This is a genomic window from Achromobacter deleyi, assembly GCF_016127315.1.
GTDB lineage: Bacteria > Pseudomonadota > Gammaproteobacteria > Burkholderiales > Burkholderiaceae_B > Achromobacter > Achromobacter insuavis_A.
The window spans coordinates 6368722-6386771 of record NZ_CP065997.1 but is presented as its reverse complement, the minus strand read 5'-3'; the positions used below and the strand labels follow the sequence as shown (position 1 = coordinate 6386771).

The 18050-nt window shown below is 64.5% G+C and carries 15 protein-coding genes and 1 tRNA gene; 15 read left to right on the top strand and 1 reads right to left on the bottom strand.

Going from position 1 to position 18050, the window contains the following annotated elements; genetic code table 11:
* The first annotated feature begins 3 nt into the window (after positions 1 to 3).
* The 14 genes from bamB to I6I07_RS28770 all read left to right on the top strand — a co-directional run bounded on the left by bamB (position 4) and on the right by I6I07_RS28770 (position 16830).
* Entirely contained in the window at positions 4 to 1161 is a 1158-nt protein-coding gene (gene bamB / locus I6I07_RS28835) for an outer membrane protein assembly factor BamB (protein ID WP_198484675.1), read from the top strand.
* Between the two features lie 25 nt (positions 1162 to 1186).
* Positions 1187 to 2542 carry a ribosome biogenesis GTPase Der gene (gene der / locus I6I07_RS28830; protein WP_198484674.1) on the top strand — a complete coding sequence of 452 codons (1356 nt, stop codon included), beginning with the start codon at positions 1187 to 1189 and terminating at the stop codon, positions 2540 to 2542.
* A gap of 3 nt (positions 2543 to 2545) precedes the next feature.
* Positions 2546 to 3613: a histidinol-phosphate transaminase gene (gene hisC / locus I6I07_RS28825; RefSeq protein WP_198484673.1), complete on the top strand. Its 1068-nt coding sequence runs from the start codon at positions 2546 to 2548 to the stop codon at positions 3611 to 3613.
* A 161-nt stretch (positions 3614 to 3774) separates the two neighbouring features.
* Positions 3775 to 4011, top strand: a complete 237-nt coding sequence (gene hfq, locus I6I07_RS28820; protein WP_006218585.1) for an RNA chaperone Hfq — start codon at positions 3775 to 3777, stop codon at positions 4009 to 4011.
* An 84-nt stretch (positions 4012 to 4095) separates the two neighbouring features.
* A complete protein-coding gene (hflX, locus tag I6I07_RS28815) occupies positions 4096 to 5202 on the top strand; it encodes a GTPase HflX (RefSeq protein WP_198484672.1) in 1107 nt (368 codons plus the stop codon).
* Positions 5168 to 6472, top strand: a complete 1305-nt coding sequence (hflK, locus tag I6I07_RS28810; protein ID WP_198484671.1) for an FtsH protease activity modulator HflK — start codon at positions 5168 to 5170, stop codon at positions 6470 to 6472. Before hflX ends, hflK begins: the two co-directional genes overlap by 35 nt.
* A gap of 18 nt (positions 6473 to 6490) precedes the next feature.
* On the top strand, positions 6491 to 7393 hold the full coding sequence (gene hflC, locus I6I07_RS28805; protein ID WP_024068353.1) for a protease modulator HflC: 903 nt from the start codon (positions 6491 to 6493) through the stop codon (positions 7391 to 7393).
* Between the two features lie 266 nt (positions 7394 to 7659).
* Positions 7660 to 8817, top strand: a complete 1158-nt coding sequence (locus I6I07_RS28800) for an ATP phosphoribosyltransferase regulatory subunit (RefSeq protein ID WP_006393984.1) — start codon at positions 7660 to 7662, stop codon at positions 8815 to 8817.
* A gap of 76 nt (positions 8818 to 8893) precedes the next feature.
* Positions 8894 to 10189 (top strand): adenylosuccinate synthase, encoded by a 1296-nt coding sequence (locus tag I6I07_RS28795; protein ID WP_006387864.1) that lies wholly within the window; start codon positions 8894 to 8896, stop codon positions 10187 to 10189.
* 83 nt (positions 10190 to 10272) lie between these two features.
* The gene (locus I6I07_RS28790; RefSeq protein WP_198484670.1) at positions 10273 to 10815 is read left to right on the top strand and encodes a phosphoribosyltransferase; all 543 of its coding nucleotides are present in this window, start codon (positions 10273 to 10275) and stop codon (positions 10813 to 10815) included.
* Positions 10816 to 11249: 434 nt separating this feature from the next.
* Positions 11250 to 11462, top strand: coding sequence for a 30S ribosomal protein S21 (gene rpsU, locus I6I07_RS28785; protein ID WP_006218592.1), 213 nt, complete (start codon positions 11250 to 11252; stop codon positions 11460 to 11462).
* A 19-nt stretch (positions 11463 to 11481) separates the two neighbouring features.
* Entirely contained in the window at positions 11482 to 13554 is a 2073-nt protein-coding gene (gene dnaG, locus I6I07_RS28780) for a DNA primase (protein ID WP_198484669.1), read from the top strand.
* Positions 13555 to 14476: 922 nt separating this feature from the next.
* On the top strand, positions 14477 to 16744 hold the full coding sequence (rpoD, locus tag I6I07_RS28775) for an RNA polymerase sigma factor RpoD (protein WP_198484668.1): 2268 nt from the start codon (positions 14477 to 14479) through the stop codon (positions 16742 to 16744).
* A gap of 7 nt (positions 16745 to 16751) precedes the next feature.
* Positions 16752 to 16830 (top strand) — tRNA-Ile (locus I6I07_RS28770).
* 107 nt (positions 16831 to 16937) lie between these two features.
* Here I6I07_RS28770 and I6I07_RS28765 read toward each other — a convergent pair.
* On the bottom strand, positions 16938 to 17258 hold the full coding sequence (locus tag I6I07_RS28765) for a hypothetical protein (protein ID WP_198484667.1): 321 nt from the start codon (positions 17256 to 17258) through the stop codon (positions 16938 to 16940).
* Positions 17259 to 17724: 466 nt separating this feature from the next.
* On the opposite strand from I6I07_RS28765, the gene I6I07_RS28760 reads away from it, so the two are divergent.
* The gene (locus I6I07_RS28760) at positions 17725 to 18015 is read left to right on the top strand and encodes a hypothetical protein (protein ID WP_198484666.1); all 291 of its coding nucleotides are present in this window, start codon (positions 17725 to 17727) and stop codon (positions 18013 to 18015) included.
* Positions 18016 to 18050 lie beyond the last annotated feature (35 nt).

Sequence of the window (18050 nt, the reverse complement as noted above, 5' to 3'; positions counted from 1 at the left end):
GTAATGCGTAAATTTGCCTTTGGCCGGACGTGGCGTGGCGCGGTTTGCCTGACGGGCGTGCTCGCCCTGGGCGGTTGCGGCCTGTTTTCCCATGATGACGGCCGTTACGACCCCGCTCCCCTGACCGAATACAAGGCCGGCATGTCGGTGCGCCAGGTCTGGTCGACCTCGATCGGCAGCGGTTCCGGCCTGGGCTTCGCGCCCACCGTGCTGGAAAACGCCATCTACGCCGCCACGCCCGATGGCTCGGTCGGCAAGTTCGACCTGCAAAGCGGCCGTCCCATCTGGAAGTCGCAGGCCGGCGTGAAGCTGACCGCGGGCGCCGGCAGCGACGGCACCACCACGGCCGTGGCCTCGCCCGACGGCGACGTGGTCGCCTTCGACGACAGCGGCAAGGTCAAATGGAAGGTGCGCGCCACCAGCGACGTCAACATCCCGCCGGTGGTGGGCTATGGCATCGTCGTGGTCCGCAGCGGCGACTACCGCGTCCAGGCCTTCGACGCCAACAGCGGCGAGCGCCTCTGGAGCGTGCAGCGTCCCGGCCCGGCGCTGGCCCTGCGCAGCGCCGCGCAGATGGTGCTGGCCGAAGGCCTCGTCATCACCGGCCTGCCCGGCGGCAAGATGATGGCCATCGCCTCCGACAGCGGCAACGTGCAATGGGAAGGCACCGTCGCCACCCCGCGCGGCGCCAGCGACCTGGAACGCCTGACCGACGTGGTCGGCGCGCCCCGCATCGCCGGCAACCTGCTTTGCGCAGTGGCCTATCAAGGGCGTATCGTGTGCTTTGACGTCACGGCCGGCGGCCGTCCGATCTGGGCCAAGGACTTCTCCAGCGTCAGCGGCATGACCCTGGACCAGCGCTTTGCCTACTCGGCCGACCAGAACAGCGTGGTCAACGCCTTCGCGCTGGACAACGGCGGCAACGTCTGGAAGCAGGCTGCGCTGAAGAACCGCCAGCTCACCGTTCCGGCCCTGCTGGGCGGCGCGCTCGCGGTCGGCGACCTGGATGGCTATGTGCATTTCCTGTCGCGCAGCGACGGCAGCCTGATGGCGCGCCTGTCCGTGGGCGGCGGTGCCATCGTTTCGCCGCCGCAGACGACTTCCCAAGGTGTGCTGGTCCAGACGGGCAATGGCAATCTCGTCCTGATCGGCACCAACTAAACCCTCAAGAACAAAGCCTTACACCGTGTCTTTCAAGCCTGTCGTTGCCCTGGTCGGTCGCCCCAATGTGGGGAAGTCGACCCTATTCAATCGCCTGACGCGATCGCGCGCCGCGCTGGTGGCCGATTTTTCCGGCCTGACCCGCGATCGCCATTACGGCGAGGGCAGGGTGGGCGATATCCCCTTCATCGCCATCGACACGGGCGGTTTCGAGCCGGTCGCCAAGGACGGCATCCTGCTGGAAATGGCGCGCCAGACCCGGCAGGCCATCGCCGAGGCCGATGTGGTGGTGTTCCTGGTGGACGCCCGCGCCGGCCTCAACGCGCATGACCACGAAATCGCCACGCTGCTGCGCAAGTCGGGGCAGCAGCGCGTGCTGCTGGCGGTGAACAAGGCCGAAGGCATGGGGGCGGGCGCCGCCATCGCCGAATTCCACGAGCTGGGCCTGGGGCAACCCTATCCCATCTCGGCGGCGCACGGCGACGGCATCGTCGACCTGATCGAACTCGCGCTGCAGGACCTGGCCGAGCCGCCCGCCGAGGAAGAAGAGCCGGCCGAAGAGGCCGAGCACGACCACCGCATCAAGCTGGCCATCGTGGGCCGCCCGAACGTCGGCAAGTCCACGCTGATCAACACGCTGATGGGCGAAGAGCGCGTGATCGCGTTCGACATGCCCGGCACCACCCGCGACGCCATCGAGATCGACTTCGAGCGCGATGGCCGCCGCTACACGCTGATCGACACCGCCGGCCTGCGCAAGCGCGGCAAGGTGTTCGAGGCGGTCGAGAAGTTCTCCGTCATCAAGACGCTGCAGGCCATCGAGGCCAGCAACGTCGTGCTGCTGATGCTGGACGCGCAGACCGAGATCTCCGAGCAGGACGCCCACATCGCCGGCTTCGTGCTGGAAACCGGCCGCGCCGTGGTCCTGGCCATCAACAAGTGGGACGGCCTGGACGGCGAGGAAAAGGAACGCATCGAGCGCGAATTCATGCGCAAGCTGCGCTTCCTGTCGTTCGCCCGCGTGCACACCATCTCGGCCTTGCGCGGGCAGGGCATCAAGCCGCTGCTCAAGTCGGTCAACGCCGCCCACGCCGCCGCGTTCGCCAAGTTGTCCACGCCCAAGCTGACGCGCGAACTGCAGGCCGCCGTCGAGCAGCAGCCGCCGCCCCGCAAGGGCATCTTCCGTCCCAAGATGCGCTACGCGCACCAGGGCGGACAGAATCCTCCGCTGGTGGTCATCCACGGCAACGCGCTCGATTCGGTGCCCGATTCGTACCGCCGCTACCTGGAAACCCGTTTCCGCAACGCTTTCGATCTGGCCGGCACGCCGCTGCGGATCGAGTTCAAGTCTTCGCACAACCCCTACGCGCAGGAAAGCTGATCCATGAGCCGTTTCTGGAGTCCCGTGGTCGGGACGCTCAGTCCGTATGTCCCGGGCGAGCAGCCCAAGCTTCAGAACCTGGTCAAGCTCAATACCAACGAGCATCCCTACGGGCCGTCGCCCAAGGTGCTCGAGGCGATCCGCGCCGCGTGCGACGACACGCTCAAGCTCTATCCCGATCCGTCGTCCGACCGCCTGCGCCAGGCGGTGGCGACGGCTGTCGGCGTGGCGCCGGCCAGCGTCTTCGTGGGCAACGGCTCGGATGAAGTGCTGGCGCACGCCTTCCTGGCGCTGCTCAAGCACGAGCGTCCGCTGCGCTTTCCCGACATCACCTACAGCTTCTATCCGGTCTATTGCGGCCTGTACGGCATCGATTACGAGACGCTGCCGCTGACGGAAGATTTCCGCATCGACGTCGAAGACTACCTGCCGGGCCGCCATGGCCAGGCGGGCGCCATCATCTTCCCCAATCCCAACGCGCCCACCGGCCGCGCGCTGACGCTGGCGGAGATCGAGCGCGTGCTGGCGGGCAACCCGGATTGCGTGGTGGTGGTGGACGAGGCCTACGTCGATTTCGGCGCCGAATCGGCCATCCCGCTGACCACGCGCTACGACAACCTGCTGGTCATCCAGACGCTGTCCAAATCGCGTTCACTGGCGGGCCTGCGGGTCGGTTTCGCGGTCGGCAGCCCGGCCCTGATCGACGGCCTGGAACGCGTCAAGAACAGCTTCAATTCCTATCCGGTGGATCGCCTGGCCTCGGCCGGCGCGGTCGCGGCGCTCGAGGATGTCGACTACTTCGAGCAGACTCGCCAGGCGGTGATCCAGACCCGCGGGCGGATGACGACCGGCCTGCAGGCCCTGGGCTTCGAGGTGCTGCCGTCCAGCGCCAACTTCGTGTTCACCCGGCACGCCTCGCGCGATGCCGCCGCGCTGGCCGCCGGCCTGCGCGAGCGCAGCATCATCGTGCGCCATTTCCGCCTGCCGCGCATAGACCAGTTTCTGCGTATTACAGTGGGCACGGACGAGCAGTGCGAATTGCTTCTGAAAGCGCTCGCAGAGCTCGTCTGAACCCCGGCTGAAGGGCCTTTCCGGCGGAAAACTCTGGTGTCAACTTTTGCATCCGACACAAGTAGCACGGGCCGGGAAAACCCTGTAGAGTACATGTTTCGACGTGCCCCACCTGTAAAAAGCGCGTCATCACTCAATAACAAACAAATGGAGCCTGGCCAATGAGCAATAAAGGGCAAACTCTGCAAGATCCGTTCCTGAACACGCTGCGCAAGGATCATGTGCCGGTGTCGATCTACCTGGTGAACGGTATCAAGCTTCAAGGGCAAATCGAATCTTTCGACCAATACGTGGTGCTGCTGCGTAACACGGTCACGCAAATGGTCTACAAGCACGCCATTTCCACCGTTGTTCCCGCCCGCGCCGTGAATTTTCAGGTGGAAGTCCCTGCTGAGTAATCTCGCTCCCGCAGTACCTTTTATTGCCCGCCGGACGTTCCACGTCGGCGGGCATTTTCGCTTTGGCTCCAAAATGGTGCATGTATGCGCGCACTGATCATCAGCGTGGATCTGGGTGATCCCGACTTCACGGCACACGCCGAGGAATTCGCCATGCTGGCCAAGGGCGCCGGCGCGGAAATCGTCGGCACGCTCACGGCCCGCCGCGACCGTCCCGACGCCAAGTTCTTCATCGGTTCCGGCAAGGCCGATGAAGGCGTGGGCATGGCCCAGGCGCTGCTGGCCGACATCGTCTTGTTCGACCAGCCCCTGTCGCCGGCCCAGCAGCGCAACCTGGAACGGGTCTTCAACCTGCGCGTGGTGGATCGCGTGGCGTTGATCCTGGACATCTTCGCGCTGCGCGCCAAGAGCCACGAAGGCAAGCTGCAGGTCGAACTGGCGCAGTTGCAGCATCTGGCCACGCGCCTGACGCGCATGTGGAGCCACCTGGAGCGCCAGCGCGGCGGTATCGGCATGCGCGGCCCCGGCGAATCGCAGCTCGAAATGGACCGCCGCATGATCGGCGCCAAGGTCAAGACGCTGCGCGAGCGCCTGGACCGGGTCGAGCGCCAGCGTGTCACGCAGCGCCGCGCGCGGGCCCGGGGCGGCGCGCTGTCGGTGTCGCTGGTGGGGTACACCAACGCCGGCAAGTCGACGCTGTTCAACGCCCTGACCCGCGCCGACACCTACGCGGCGGACCAGCTGTTCGCCACGCTCGACACGACCACCCGCCGCATCTGGATCGAAGGGGCGGGCAACGTGGTGGTGTCGGATACCGTGGGCTTCATCCGCGACCTGCCTCACGACCTGATCGCCGCGTTCCGCGCCACGCTCGAAGAGACCGTGCACGCCGACCTGCTGCTGCACGTGGTCGATGCGGCCAGTCCGCAGCGCGACGAGCAGATCTTCGAGGTCAACAAGGTGCTGGCGGAAATCGGGGCTGCCGCGGTTCCCACCATTCTGGTATACAACAAGATCGACCGTGCTGGCCTGGAACCCCGGGCGGAGCGCGACGCCCATGGTACGATTGCGCGAGTATTTGTAAGCGCCACCGAGCGCGCCGGTTTGGACGCGTTGCGCGGGGCAATTGCGGAGACCGGACAGATTGTGGGAAACAATGCCTCGAATTATCAAACTCTTCAATCTGAATGACCCCGGCTGGGGTCGTGGAAACAACAATGGCTCCGAGCCGCCGCCCAAGCGGCCCCAAGGCAACGGAGACGGTCCGCCCGACCTCGACGAGGTCTGGCGCGATTTCAATAATCGCATCGGATCGTTGTTCGGCCGCAAGGGCGGGGGTGGCAACAACCGCCCCGGTGGCAATCGCGGTGGCATGACGCCGCCGTCGCCGCGGGGCGCGCGCATCGGACTGGGAGTGATCGCCCTGGTCGCGGTCGGCATCTGGGCGGCCAGTGGCTTCTATATCGTCCAGGAAGGCCAGGTCGCCGTCGTCACCCAGTTCGGCAAGTACAAGAGCACGTCGCAAGCCGGCTTCCAGTGGCGCATGCCGTATCCCATCCAGAGCCATGAGATGGTCAACGTGTCGCAACTGCGCACGTTCGAAGTCGGTTTCCGTGGCGGCGCCCGCAACAAGGTGCTGCCCGAGGCGTTGATGCTCACGACGGACGAGAACATCGTCGACATGCAGTTCGTCGTGCAGTATCGCCTGCGCGCCGATGGCGCGCCCGACTACCTGTTCATGACCCGCGACCCGGACGACTCCGTGCGTCAGGCGTCCGAAACCGCCATGCGCGAAGTGGTCGGCAAACAGTCCATGGACTTCGTGCTGTACGAAGGCCGGACCACCGTCGCCACCCAGGTCCAGGCGCTGATGCAGCAGATCCTCGATCGCTACCAGACCGGCGTCCAGATCAGCACCGTCGCCATCCAGAACGTGCAGCCGCCCGAGCAGGTGCAGGCCGCGTTCGACGACGCGGTCAAGGCCGGTCAGGATCGCGAACGCCAGATCAACGAAGGCCAGGCCTACGCCAACCAGGTCGTGCCGCTCGCCAGCGGCCAGGCCTCGCGCATGACGGAACAGGCCGAAGGCTACCGCGCCAAGGTCATGGGCGACGCGCAGGGTAATACCGCGCGCTTCACCAGCATCCTGGGCGAATACGAGAAGTCGCCGCAGGTCATGCGCCAGCGCATGTACCTGGAAAGCATGCAGGAGATCTTCACCCGCGCCAGCAAGGTCATGGTCGACACCAAGAGCAACAACAACATGTTGTACCTGCCCCTGGACAAGATCATGCATCTGGCCGCGCAAGACGCCAGCAAGGCCGCCGCCGGCAGCGCCGGTTCGTCGACCCTGATCAATCCCCCCGCCCAGTCGCCGCTCCGCGGCAACGTGGCGCCGGCCCCGCAACCCTCCGGCAGCAGCAATAGCAACGCGCTGCCTCGCGACCGCCAGTCGCGCTAACCCGGAGGATTCTTGATCATGCAACGTCTTATGCCCATCCTGGTCGGCCTGCTCATCGTGCTGGCCGCCCTTTCTTCCTGCGTGTTCGTGGTGCGCGAGCGCGACTACGCCCTGGTGTTCTCGCTGGGTGAAGTGCGCAAGGTCATCAGCGAGCCCGGCCTGTACTTCAAGGCGCCGCCGCCGTTCCAGAACGTGGTGACGCTGGACAAGCGCATCCTGACCATCGAAACCAACGAAGCCGAGCGCATCCAGACTTCCGAAAAGAAGAACCTGCTGATCGATTCGTACGTCAAGTGGCGCATCGCGGATCCCCGCCTGTACTACGTGACCTTCGGCGGCAACGAACGCGCCGCGCAGGAACGCCTGCAAGCGCAGATCCGCGACGCGCTCAACGCCTCGGTCAACGTGCGCACGGTGCGCGACGTGGTCTCGACCGAACGCGACAAGATCATGGCCGAAATCCTGACCAACGTCGCCAAGCGCGCCGAGCCGTTGGGCGTGCAGATCGTCGACGTGCGCCTGCGCCGCATCGAGTTCGCGCCCGAGATCTCGGAATCGGTGTACCGCCGCATGGAAGCCGAACGTACCCGCGTCGCCAACGAGCTGCGCTCGATCGGCGCCGCCGAGGGCGAGAAGATCCGCGCCGAAGCCGACCGCCAACGCGAAGTGATCGTGGCCCAGGCCTACGCCAAGGCCCAGACGATCATGGGCGAGGGCGATGCCGCGGCCGCCGCGATCTACTCGCAGGCCTACGGCAAGAACCCGCAGTTCTACACGTACTACAAGAGTCTGGAAGCCTACCGCGCTTCGTTCTCGAAGCCGGGCGACGTGCTGGTGGTCGACCCCAGCTCCAGCTTCTTCCAGTTCATGAAGGACCCCACCGGCCAGGCCCTGGCCCCGGTGACCGTGCCTGCCAAGTAAGGCGGCGCCTTAGCGGTATCCCAAAGCCCCTTGGCCTGCGCCAAGGGGCTTTTTCCTGGCGGCCAGGCCAGGTCGCCGTGCGTGGCGAGGCAATCGGGGACGGTGTTGCGCCGCTGGCTTTCCCGGCTGGCGCTGTCGGCTGAACCATGTACAATACCCCGTAAGCTAGAAAACATTCCGCAGCGGCTGAGCGGGCTTACGCCCCTCAGCCGCTTTTCGTTTGGGCGACGCCCACGCATCTCTAGGCGTTATTCAGGTAAACATTCATGGGTAACTGGTTGCTGCCCGAGAGCCTTGCCGACGTACTTCCGGCAGAGGCCCGGCGCATCGAGGAAGTGCGCCGCGAACTTCTCGATCTCTACCGTACTTACGGCTTCGAGCTGGTCGCGCCGCCCCTGGTCGAGTACATCGATTCATTGCTGTCCGGCACCGGCAGCGATCTGGATCTGCGTACCTGCAAGCTGGTTGACCAGCTGTCGGGTCGCACGCTGGGCGTTCGCGCCGACATGACTCCCCAGGTCACGCGCATCGACGCGCACTTGTTGAATCGCGCCGGCGTGACCCGCCTGTGCTACTGCGGCAACGTGCTGCATGCCCGCCCGGCGGACCTGCTGTCCAGCCGCGAGCTGCTGCAGATCGGCGCCGAGATCTACGGTCATGCCGGTTTCGAGGCCGATCTCGAGATCATCCAGCTGGTGCTGGAAACCGTGGCCATCGCCGGCGTGCGCAACCCGCGCCTGGTGCTGTGCCATCCGGGCGTGCTGCGCGGCATCGTCGAGGCCGATCCGGCCGCCGCCGCGGTCTCGCAGGAAGTCATCCGCCTGATGCGCGAGAAAGACGTGCCGGGCCTGACCGAACTGGCCGCGCGGACTCCCGGCATGCGCGCTGAAACGCTCAAGGCGTTGCAGCTGCTGCCCAAGCTTTACGGCGGTCCCGAAGTGCTGAAGCGGGCCCGCCACGACCTGCCGCTGCTGCCCGGCGTCGTCGCCGCGCTGGATGCGCTGCAGGTGCTGGTGGATGGTCAGCCGAACGTTGACTTCGGTGTCGACCTGGCGGACGTGGACGGCTACGGCTACCACTCCGGCATCAAGTTCGCGCTGTACGCCGAAGGCTGGCGCGACGCGCTGGTGCGCGGCGGCCGCTACGACGATGTCAGCCTGGCGTTCGGGCGCGCGCGTCCGGCCACCGGCTTCAGTCTGGATTTACGCAAGCTGGCGGCGGGTTTGCCGCCGGCGGAGCGGGCGCGTGCGGTTCGCGCGCCCTGGGGGCAAGCCCCCGCCCTGGTCGAGGCGGTCCGCCGCCTGCGCCGGTCAGGGGAAATTGTCGTTCAGGTATTGCCCGGTCACGAGCAGGATCAGGACGAATTCGTTTGCGATCGCGAGCTGGCGCTGCAGGATGGCGCCTGGACGGTCAGAACGCTGTGACTAACTCCCTCTCGGCAACGAGAGGGCCGCGGGGAGATTTCCGGATTTCCCGAGAAACTCGATATTGATTCGTAACATGAGCAAGAACGTAGTCGTAATCGGCACCCAGTGGGGTGACGAGGGCAAGGGCAAGATCGTCGATTGGCTGGCGGAATCCGTCCAGGGCGTGGTCCGCTTCCAGGGCGGCCACAACGCCGGCCACACGCTGTGGATCAATGGCAAGAAGACGATTCTTCGCCTGATCCCGTCGGGCATCATGCATCCCGGCGTCACCTGCTTCATCGGCAACGGCGTGGTGCTGTCGCCCGAGGCCCTGCTCAAGGAAATCGAAGAGCTCGAGGCCGCCGGCCTGGACGTGCGTTCGCGTCTGCGCATCTCCGAGATCTGCCCGCTGATCCTGCCGTACCACGTGGCCGTCGACAAGGCCCGTGAAGCGCGCAAGGGCGATGGCAAGATCGGCACGACCGGTCGCGGCATCGGCCCGGCCTACGAAGACAAGGTCGCCCGCCGCGCGCTGCGCGTGCAGGACCTGTTCAACCCCGCGCTGTTCGACGAGAAGCTCGCCGAAGTGCTCGACTATCACAACTTCGTGCTGACCCAGTACCTCGGCGCCGAAGCCGTGTCGGCCAACGAAGTGCGCGATCAGGCCATGGCGCTGGCGCCGGCGATCGCCCCGATGGTCGCGGACGTCTCCAGCACGCTGTTCACCATGCAGCAGGAAGGCAAGCGCCTGCTGTTCGAAGGCGCGCAGGGCGCGCTGCTGGACGTCGACCACGGCACCTACCCGTACGTCACCAGCAGCAACTGCGTTGCGGGCGCCGCCTCGGCGGGCGCGGGCGTCGGTCCCCAGTCGCTGGACTACGTCCTGGGCATCACCAAGGCCTACACCACGCGCGTCGGCTCGGGCCCGTTCCCCACGGAACTGGTCGACGAGATCGGCACCCGCCTGGCCACCATCGGCAAGGAATTCGGCTCGGTCACCGGCCGTCCGCGCCGCTGCGGCTGGTTCGATGGCGCCGCGCTCAAGCGCTCGGTCCGCCTGAACGGCATCACCGGCCTGTGCATCACCAAGCTGGACGTGCTCGACGGCCTGGAAACCATCCAGCTGGGCGTCGGCTACCGCGTCAACGGTGAGTTCCGCGACGTGCTGCCGTACGGCGCCCACGCCGTGGCGCAAGCGCAGCCGGTGCTCGAAGAGCTGCCGGGCTGGAGCGAATCCACCGTCGGCATCACCGAGTACGACAAGCTGCCCGAGGCTGCCCGTCGCTACCTGGAACGCGTGGCCGAAGTCTGCGGCGTGCCGATCGACCTGGTGTCCACCGGTCCCGACCGCAACGAAACCATTGTGCTGCGTCATCCCCTGAAGGGCTGACATCGGGTTATTATCCGCAAGGCCGCCGCCGGTCTCATACCGGCGGCGGCCTTTTCGTATTTTCACGCAGGAGATCCTTGCCTATGAGCGCGCCAACCAATGACGATAGCCATCTGTGGGTGACGTGGGATGATTACAACCGCTTGATCGAGCGCCTGGCCTTGCAGGTGCACCAATCCGGTTGGGAGTTCGACAAGATTTTGTGCCTGGCGCGCGGCGGCATGCGCGTCGGTGACGTCATGTCCCGTATTTTTGATGTGCCGTTGGGCATTCTGGCGACCAGCAGCTACCGCGAAGCCGCGGGCACCAAGCAGGGCGATATGGATATCGCACAGTTCATCACCATCACGCGCGGCACGCTGTCCGGGCGGGTGTTGCTGGTGGACGACATGGTGGATACAGGCAAGACCTTCATGAAGGTGTACGACCACCTCAAGAGCCAGTTCGCCGACATCACCGAATTGCGCAGCGCCGTGCTGTGGTGGAAGGGGCATTCCCAGGCGCAGCCCGACTATTACGTCGACAAGCTGCCGACCAATCCCTGGATCCACCAGCCCTTCGAAGACTACGACAGCCTGCGTCCGCACCAGCTGGAAGCCTGGATCCGCAAGGGTTCCAAGAGCTGAAGTCATACGGGGACGGATAGTCGGGCGATCCCGGTCGCCGACGCGCGGCGTAGTCGTGCGAGGACTGGGCGCCAGACTGTTCCCCCGGTAGTCAAAATAGCCGTGACCATGCTAGAATCACTGGTTATCGCTAAACCGAACTTGGCTTGTTACTCTCTGGGTAGTCTTTGGGTAACGGAAACAGCCAGCGAATTTAGCGCTGCAAGGCTCTTGGCGCTCGCGCCTGGAAGCGGAAAATGAGAGATCGGTGGCCTGGGTTCCAGGTGCGCGTATCTCTTGGCCCGGATAGGCATGCCCGATTACTATATTCGCGTATGCATGGTCTGCGGCCTGGGCTGACAGGCGGTTCGCCGCCGGGAACCCCGTGGCGTTGCTGGTAAGCAAGCCAGGTTTGTCATCAACTTTTGTTACCCTACAAGCAGGCCAATCACTTTATGCCTATCGTTCGACTGAAGGAAAACGAACCGTTTGAAGCCGCTCTGCGCCGCTTCAAGCGCACCATCGAAAAGACCGGTTTGCTCACCGAACTGCGTTCGCGCGAGTTCTATGAGAAGCCCACGGCCGAGCGCAAGCGCAAGCACGCCGCCGCCGTGAAGCGCCACTACAAGCGCATCCGTAGCCAGCAACTGCCCCCGCGCCTGTATTGATTTCTGATTCCAGAATCTATTGATTCCAGAATCATTCATCCAGGAACTACTCGCCCGGGTCGACGTCGTCGATGTAGTCGGGCGGTACGTGCAGTTGCGAAAGGGTGGGGCCAACTTGCTTGGCCTGTGCCCCTTTCATAACGAAAAAAGTCCGTCGTTCACTGTCAGCCCCACCAAGCAGTTCTATCACTGCTTCGGTTGCGGAGCGCATGGCAGTGCCATCACCTTCCTGATGGAGCACACGGGCGCCAGTTTCCCCGAAGCCGTGCGCACGCTCGCGGCTTCGGCGGGAATGACGGTCCCCGAAGAAAACCGCAGCCCCCGCCAGCAGCAGGAAACCGCGCGCCGCAAGGCCGAGGAGTCCCGCCACACGCAAGTGCTGGACGCCGCCCAGGCGCATTACCTGAAGCAGTTGCGCGCATCGCCCGCGGCGATCCGCTATCTGAAGCAGCGTGGCCTGACCGGCGAGATTGCCGCGCATTTCGGCCTGGGCTGGTCCGGTACGGACCGCCATGGGCTGTCGCAGGTTTTTCCCAATTACGAAGATCCCACGCTGGTGGAATCGGGTCTGGTCATCGAGTCCGAGGACGGCCGCCGCTACGACCGCTTCCGCGAACGGGTCATGTTCCCGATCCGCAATGCGCGTGGCAGCCTGATCGGCTTTGGCGGCCGCATCATCGGCAAGGGCGAGCCCAAGTACCTGAATTCGCCGGAAACCCCGCTGTTTTCCAAGGGCCAGGAGCTTTACGGCCTGTGGGAGGCGCGCCAGGCGATCCGCCAGGAAGGCCAGGTCATCGTGGTCGAAGGCTACATGGACGTGGTCGGGCTGGCGCAGCAGGGCATCGCCAATGCCGTCGCCACGCTGGGCACCGCGACCACGCCGGACCACGTCAAGAAGCTGCTGCGCACCAGCGACAAGGTCATCTTCAGCTTCGATGGCGACGGCGCCGGCCGCCGCGCCGCGTGGCGCGCGCTGCAGGCGTGCCTGCCGGTGCTGCGCGACGATATCGCCATCCGCTTCCTGTTCCTGCCGACCGAGCACGATCCGGATTCGTATGTGCGCGAGCTGGGCGCCGAGGCCTTCCGCGCCTGCCTGGGCGAGGCGGTGGCGCTGTCGCGCTTCCTGCTGGACGAGCTGGCCTCGCGCCACAACATGGACGAGGCCGAGGGCCGCGCCAGTTGCCTGCACGAGGCGAAGCCCTTGCTGGCGTCGATCCCCGAATGTGCGTTGCGCGTGCAGATCGAACGCGAGATGGCCAAGCTGGTGCAGCTGACGCCCGAGGAAATGGCGCAGGTGCTGGCGCAGCAGCCCGCCAAGCCGTTCGGCGCGCCGGCCAAGCCGGCCGCCGGCGAGGCGGGCGCCGCGGGTGCTGGCGGCGCGGCGGCGCCGCACGACGGCGCGCCGCATGATGGCGGCTACGACTTCGCCGGCCACGATTTCCATGACATCCCCGCCGAGGACGGCGAGTACGCCGACTACGGCCAGTTTCCGTCGCAAGGCGGCGAATCGGGCGGCGGCTGGAACGGCGGCGCCGGCAAGCAGGACTGGAAAGGCAAGGGCGATTGGAAAGGCAAGAGCGACTGGAAGGGCAAGGGCGACTGGAAAGGCGGCAAGGGCAACTGGAAGGGCAAGCGCGATGACGTCGGCGGCTTCGAAGGACGCCGTACCATGCCGTCGCTGGCCAAGCGCTTGTTGAGCCTGTTGCTGGCCCATCCGGAACTGGTCGACTCGATGGGCGACCAGCAGCTTGAAGTCATCGACCACGGCCCCCATCTAGGATTGGTGAGGGACCTGATCATGCTGGCGCAGTCCAGCGGCGCGCGCCATGTGGGCGCCTTGCTGGAAGCGGCCGAGCCGGACTCGGACCTCGCCACGGTGCTCAAGGGATTGCGGGTCGACGTCCTGTCGCAGGAAGACCTGCCCGATCCGCAGACCGAGTGGGATGACGCGTTGCGCCGGATCGAATTCGATTCGGCCAAGACGGAAGTGGCCAAGCTGGCGGCGGCCGGCCTGGCGACCGAGGAGGCCCGCAAGCGCTACCTGGAGCTGTCCAGCCGCATGTTGGTGCTCAAAGGTGCCGGCATACGTTAAATGCGGTAAAATCAAGGGTTTTCCCGCCGCGAATCAATATCGGCGCCGCCACGAAAGCCGAGAGGGCGGCGGCAGGGCAAGGGTAGAGGCAAAGATCAAGGCAATAGCGAGGGGGTGAACTCCGCGCAGTCGCAAGACATTGCCTGGCAGCGCGCATAGGTCGTGGATCTCGCAATACTGAATACTGGCTGAAATAAATCGGCCAGCAAGCGCTGGTGACATGGCGGCGCGGTATGGCGATGGATCCCCTGGCGCGGAGGATCGAAGCCCGTCGTGGCTGCGGGAAAACAATTGCAGGAAACGTAGCAAAAAGCGTAGCAAAAAAACGTAGCAAAAGGCGTAGCAAGAAAGCGAACGGCAGGCGGAATCTATTGCCGCTGCCGGAATCTAATTGTTTTAGGGTTTGATGGGCAGGTCGGCTGAAGATGCGCCGGGCTGGCGGGCAGGACGGATACCGGTTGTACGGGTCGGTCCGGGGCGGGTAAGCCCCAGGCGCCAGCACGAAAAAAAAGCGGACGTGTGCGTCAAACTTGTTACATAGTTAATTACTATAGCTGAGTGGTGAATCACGCAGTCCGGCGATGGTTATCTTCGCGCCGCGTCTGAGGTTTGGGTGCTGTGTCTATCTAGCTGCCAAGGGCAAGGCCCGACAGGCAAGCAACGCCTATTTATAGGCAGACAGCCCCCCTCGACGCCCGAAGTCCATCGCGGGATGAAGCCATGCACGCCAGGCGCCCAGCCGGTCACGGACCGCAACGGCGCCAGCGGGCTCGCAAGAGCTGGTGCTGCGAACAACGCAGCCGCGAGGCTTCCGCCGATTCACCTGATTTACCCGTAGGGATGCCGCGAAGGGCCTTTGCCCGGCAGCGGCGTCATGCGGTGCAACATGCCCGAACGGGTTGCGACGACCACGGAAGCGACTATGACCAAATCCACCGGCAAATCCTCCTCTGCAATTGATGCGACCGACGCCCTGGCCACGAAGGCCAAGCGGGTCGTCAGCATGGCAGCGGAAAAAGCGCCCGCCAAGACGGCGGTGAAGGTCGCCAAGCCTGCCGCGAAGACGGCCGCCAAGAAGGCGGCTGCCAAGACGGCGGCGACAGACAAGCCCGAGAAGGTGACCAAGGCTCGCGCCAAGAAGGCCGAGGACAAGCTCGCCGACCTGGTCGGCAGCGCGCGCCCGGTCCCCAGCGGCCGCCGCCCCGGTCGCCCGGCCAAGAACGCCAACAACGATTCCGACGGTTTCGACGACACCATGGACGGCGAAGGCGAAGTCCTGCCGGACCTGAAGCCGCCCAAGCGCGGTGGCAAGCGCGGCAAGGCCGATCCCAAGGATCTGATTGCCCGCGGCCCCGTCTCGGCCGAAGAATACGAAGCCCGCCGCAACCGCCTCAAGCAGCTGATCAAGCTGGGCAAGGACCGCGGCTACCTGACCTACGGCGAAATCAACGATCATCTGCCTGATGACCTGGTCGACGCCGAAGCCATCGACGGCATCATCAGCACCTTCAGCGACATGGGCATCGCGGTCTACGACCAGGCCCCCGACGCCGAAACGCTGCTGATGAGCGAAAACGCGCCGGTCGCGTCCAACGACGACGACGTCGAGGACGAAGCCGAAGCCGCGCTGACCACTGTGGACTCCGACTTCGGCCGCACCACTGACCCCGTGCGCATGTACATGCGCGAAATGGGCTCGGTGGAGCTGCTGACGCGCGAAGGCGAAATCGAAATCGCCAAGCGCATCGAAGACGGCCTCAAGCACATGGTCATGGCGATCTCGGCCTGCCCGACCACCATCAACGAAATCCTCGCCCACGTCCTGCGCGTGCGTGAAGGCCAGGCGCAGATCGACGAAGTGGTCGACGGCCTGGTCGATCCGGAAGACGGCGAGGAATACGCCGGCGCCGGTGTCACCGCCGACGAAGACGAAAGCGACGACGGCCCCGCCGGCGGCATGTCCAGCAAGCAGCTGGAAGACCTGCGCGTGAAGGCGCTGGCCAAGTTCGACGAGGTCGGCAAGCAGTTCGACAAGATGCGCCTGTCGTACGAGAAGGACGGCTACAAGTCGGACATCTACGTGCGCGCGCAGGAGTCGATCCAGAACGAACTGATGGGCATCCGCTTCACCGCCAAGATGGTCGAGAAGCTGGCCGACACGCTGCGCAACCAGGTGGAAGAAGTTCGCCAGCTCGAGCGCGCCGTCCTGCACACGTGTGTGGACCGTGCCGGCATGCCGCGCACGCATTTCATCAAGGTGTTCCCGGGCAACGAAACCAACCTGCAGTGGGTCGTCGACGAAGTGGCCGCCGGCCATCCGTACGCCGAAACGCTGGAGCGCCAGATTCCCGCCGTGCAGGAACTGCAGCAGAAGCTGATCGACCTGCAGACCCGCGTGGTGCTGCCGCTCAAGGACCTGAAGGACGTCAACAAGCGCATGGCCACCGGCGAAGCCAAGGCTCGCAAGGCCAAGCGCGAAATGACCGAGGCCAACCTGCGCCTGGTGATCTCGATCGCCAAGAAGTACACGAACCGCGGCCTGCAGTTCCTGGACCTGATCCAGGAAGGCAACATCGGCCTGATGAAGGCCGTGGACAAGTTCGAGTACCGTCGCGGCTACAAGTTCTCGACCTACGCGACGTGGTGGATCCGTCAGGCCATTACCCGTTCGATCGCCGACCAGGCGCGCACCATCCGTATCCCGGTTCACATGATCGAAACGATCAACAAGATGAACCGGATCAGCCGCCAGATCCTGCAGGAAACCGGCGCCGAGCCGGATCCCGCGACCCTGGCGCAGAAGATGGACATGCCCGAGGACAAGATCCGCAAGATCCTGAAGATCGCCAAGGAGCCGATCTCCATGGAAACGCCGATCGGTGACGATGACGATTCGCACCTGGGCGATTTCATCGAGGACACCTCGACCCTGGCGCCTTCGGACGCCGCGCTGCATGGTTCCATGCGCGACGTGGTCAAGGAAGTGCTAGACTCCCTGACCCCGCGGGAAGCCAAGGTTCTGCGCATGCGTTTCGGTATCGAAATGAGCACCGACCAGACCCTGGAAGAAGTGGGCAAGCAATTCGACGTCACGCGTGAGCGCATCCGCCAAATAGAGGCCAAAGCGCTGCGCAAGCTGCGTCACCCGAGCCGGGCCGACAAGCTGAAGAGCTTCCTGGAAGGGCAGTAAGTTTCCTGGGCCTCTAGCTCATGCCTGGTTAGAGCAGCGGACTCATAATCCGTTGGTGCCGAGTTCGACTCTCGGGGGGCCTACCAAAGAACGCCTGTGAAATCAGGTGCCTGCAGCCGCCAGCAATGGCGGCTGTTCCTTTTCTGGCCGGTCCGCGGCACTATGCGAGCGCGATCACGCGTCCGGCGGCAAGCTAGCGAGCGTTCTTCACGTAAAGGTCGACGCCGTCCAGGTAGTGGTTGGCCCTGTGCTGGGCGCAATACTCCCGGATTACCGCGTTGATTGCGGCATCATCCATGGATATCTGTTTTCCTGGCATGGTTCCGTGTCCGCGGGATATCAAATTCAAGGCAGTGAGGTATCCCTTGGCGTATCCCATCAGCCACTTTGATTGCTCTGGCGAGGCGTCAAGATCCTCTGCACAAGATTGACCCTGCGGCGGGCCTGGGGTTATACGATCTGTTCCCCAAAAAACGACCGCCGCCAGCACAATCCCGATTAGCGCGTACTTCATTCAATCTCCGCGGGGCAAGCCCACATCCAACTCGGATACAGGTTCGGCCATGGCGCAGCCCTGGACTCTATCCGCTCGTTGCGCCGACCAGAACCCATGGCTGGTCTTGTTGCGCTGAGCATTCGGGCGCTGAAGTTGGCGCACTTGCCGCGAAACTTGAAATTTCCAGAGTTCGTTGGGAAGGAAAATTTATTCAAAATCAATGCATTAGGATTGCGTGATGATTGTGGTGATTGACGCGTGATCCGTTGGTGTCGGATGCGACTCTCGGGGGCTACTAAAGAAACGCGGGTCTCGGAGGAATCCGAGGCCCGCTTTGTTTTGCGCATCGTTTACGTGGCGGGCGAGGTTCGTTCCGTTTCCATTGCCAATGATGCAGAATGCTCCCCAAGCGCCGACCTCGGTCGGGGCGGGGAGAAGCAATCTCCCCCACTGTGAGCCCCTGTCTTCCGGAAAACGACATCCCATGACCGGCAACCCGTCCACCAAGCCCGGCAACCGCCTGACGATCCTCATCTTTGTGATTCTCGCGGCGGTTGCGCTGCTGCTGATCGGGGGCGACTGGTTGATGGTGGGGCTGGGGCCGTATTTCCCGGCGTATTGGGCTGCCGTGCTGGTCTGGCTCGTCTGCGTCGTGCTGGTCATCCGGCGGCAGCGACGCTGGTGGGTGCTCGCGACCGCGCCGATCGTGCTCTATCCGGCTGTCATGGCGGGGTACTTTTTGATCGAGTGTTCGCGCAAGGCCTGCATCTTCTGAGCCAGGCTTCTTTTTCAGCCAGGAAGCCTTGTCCG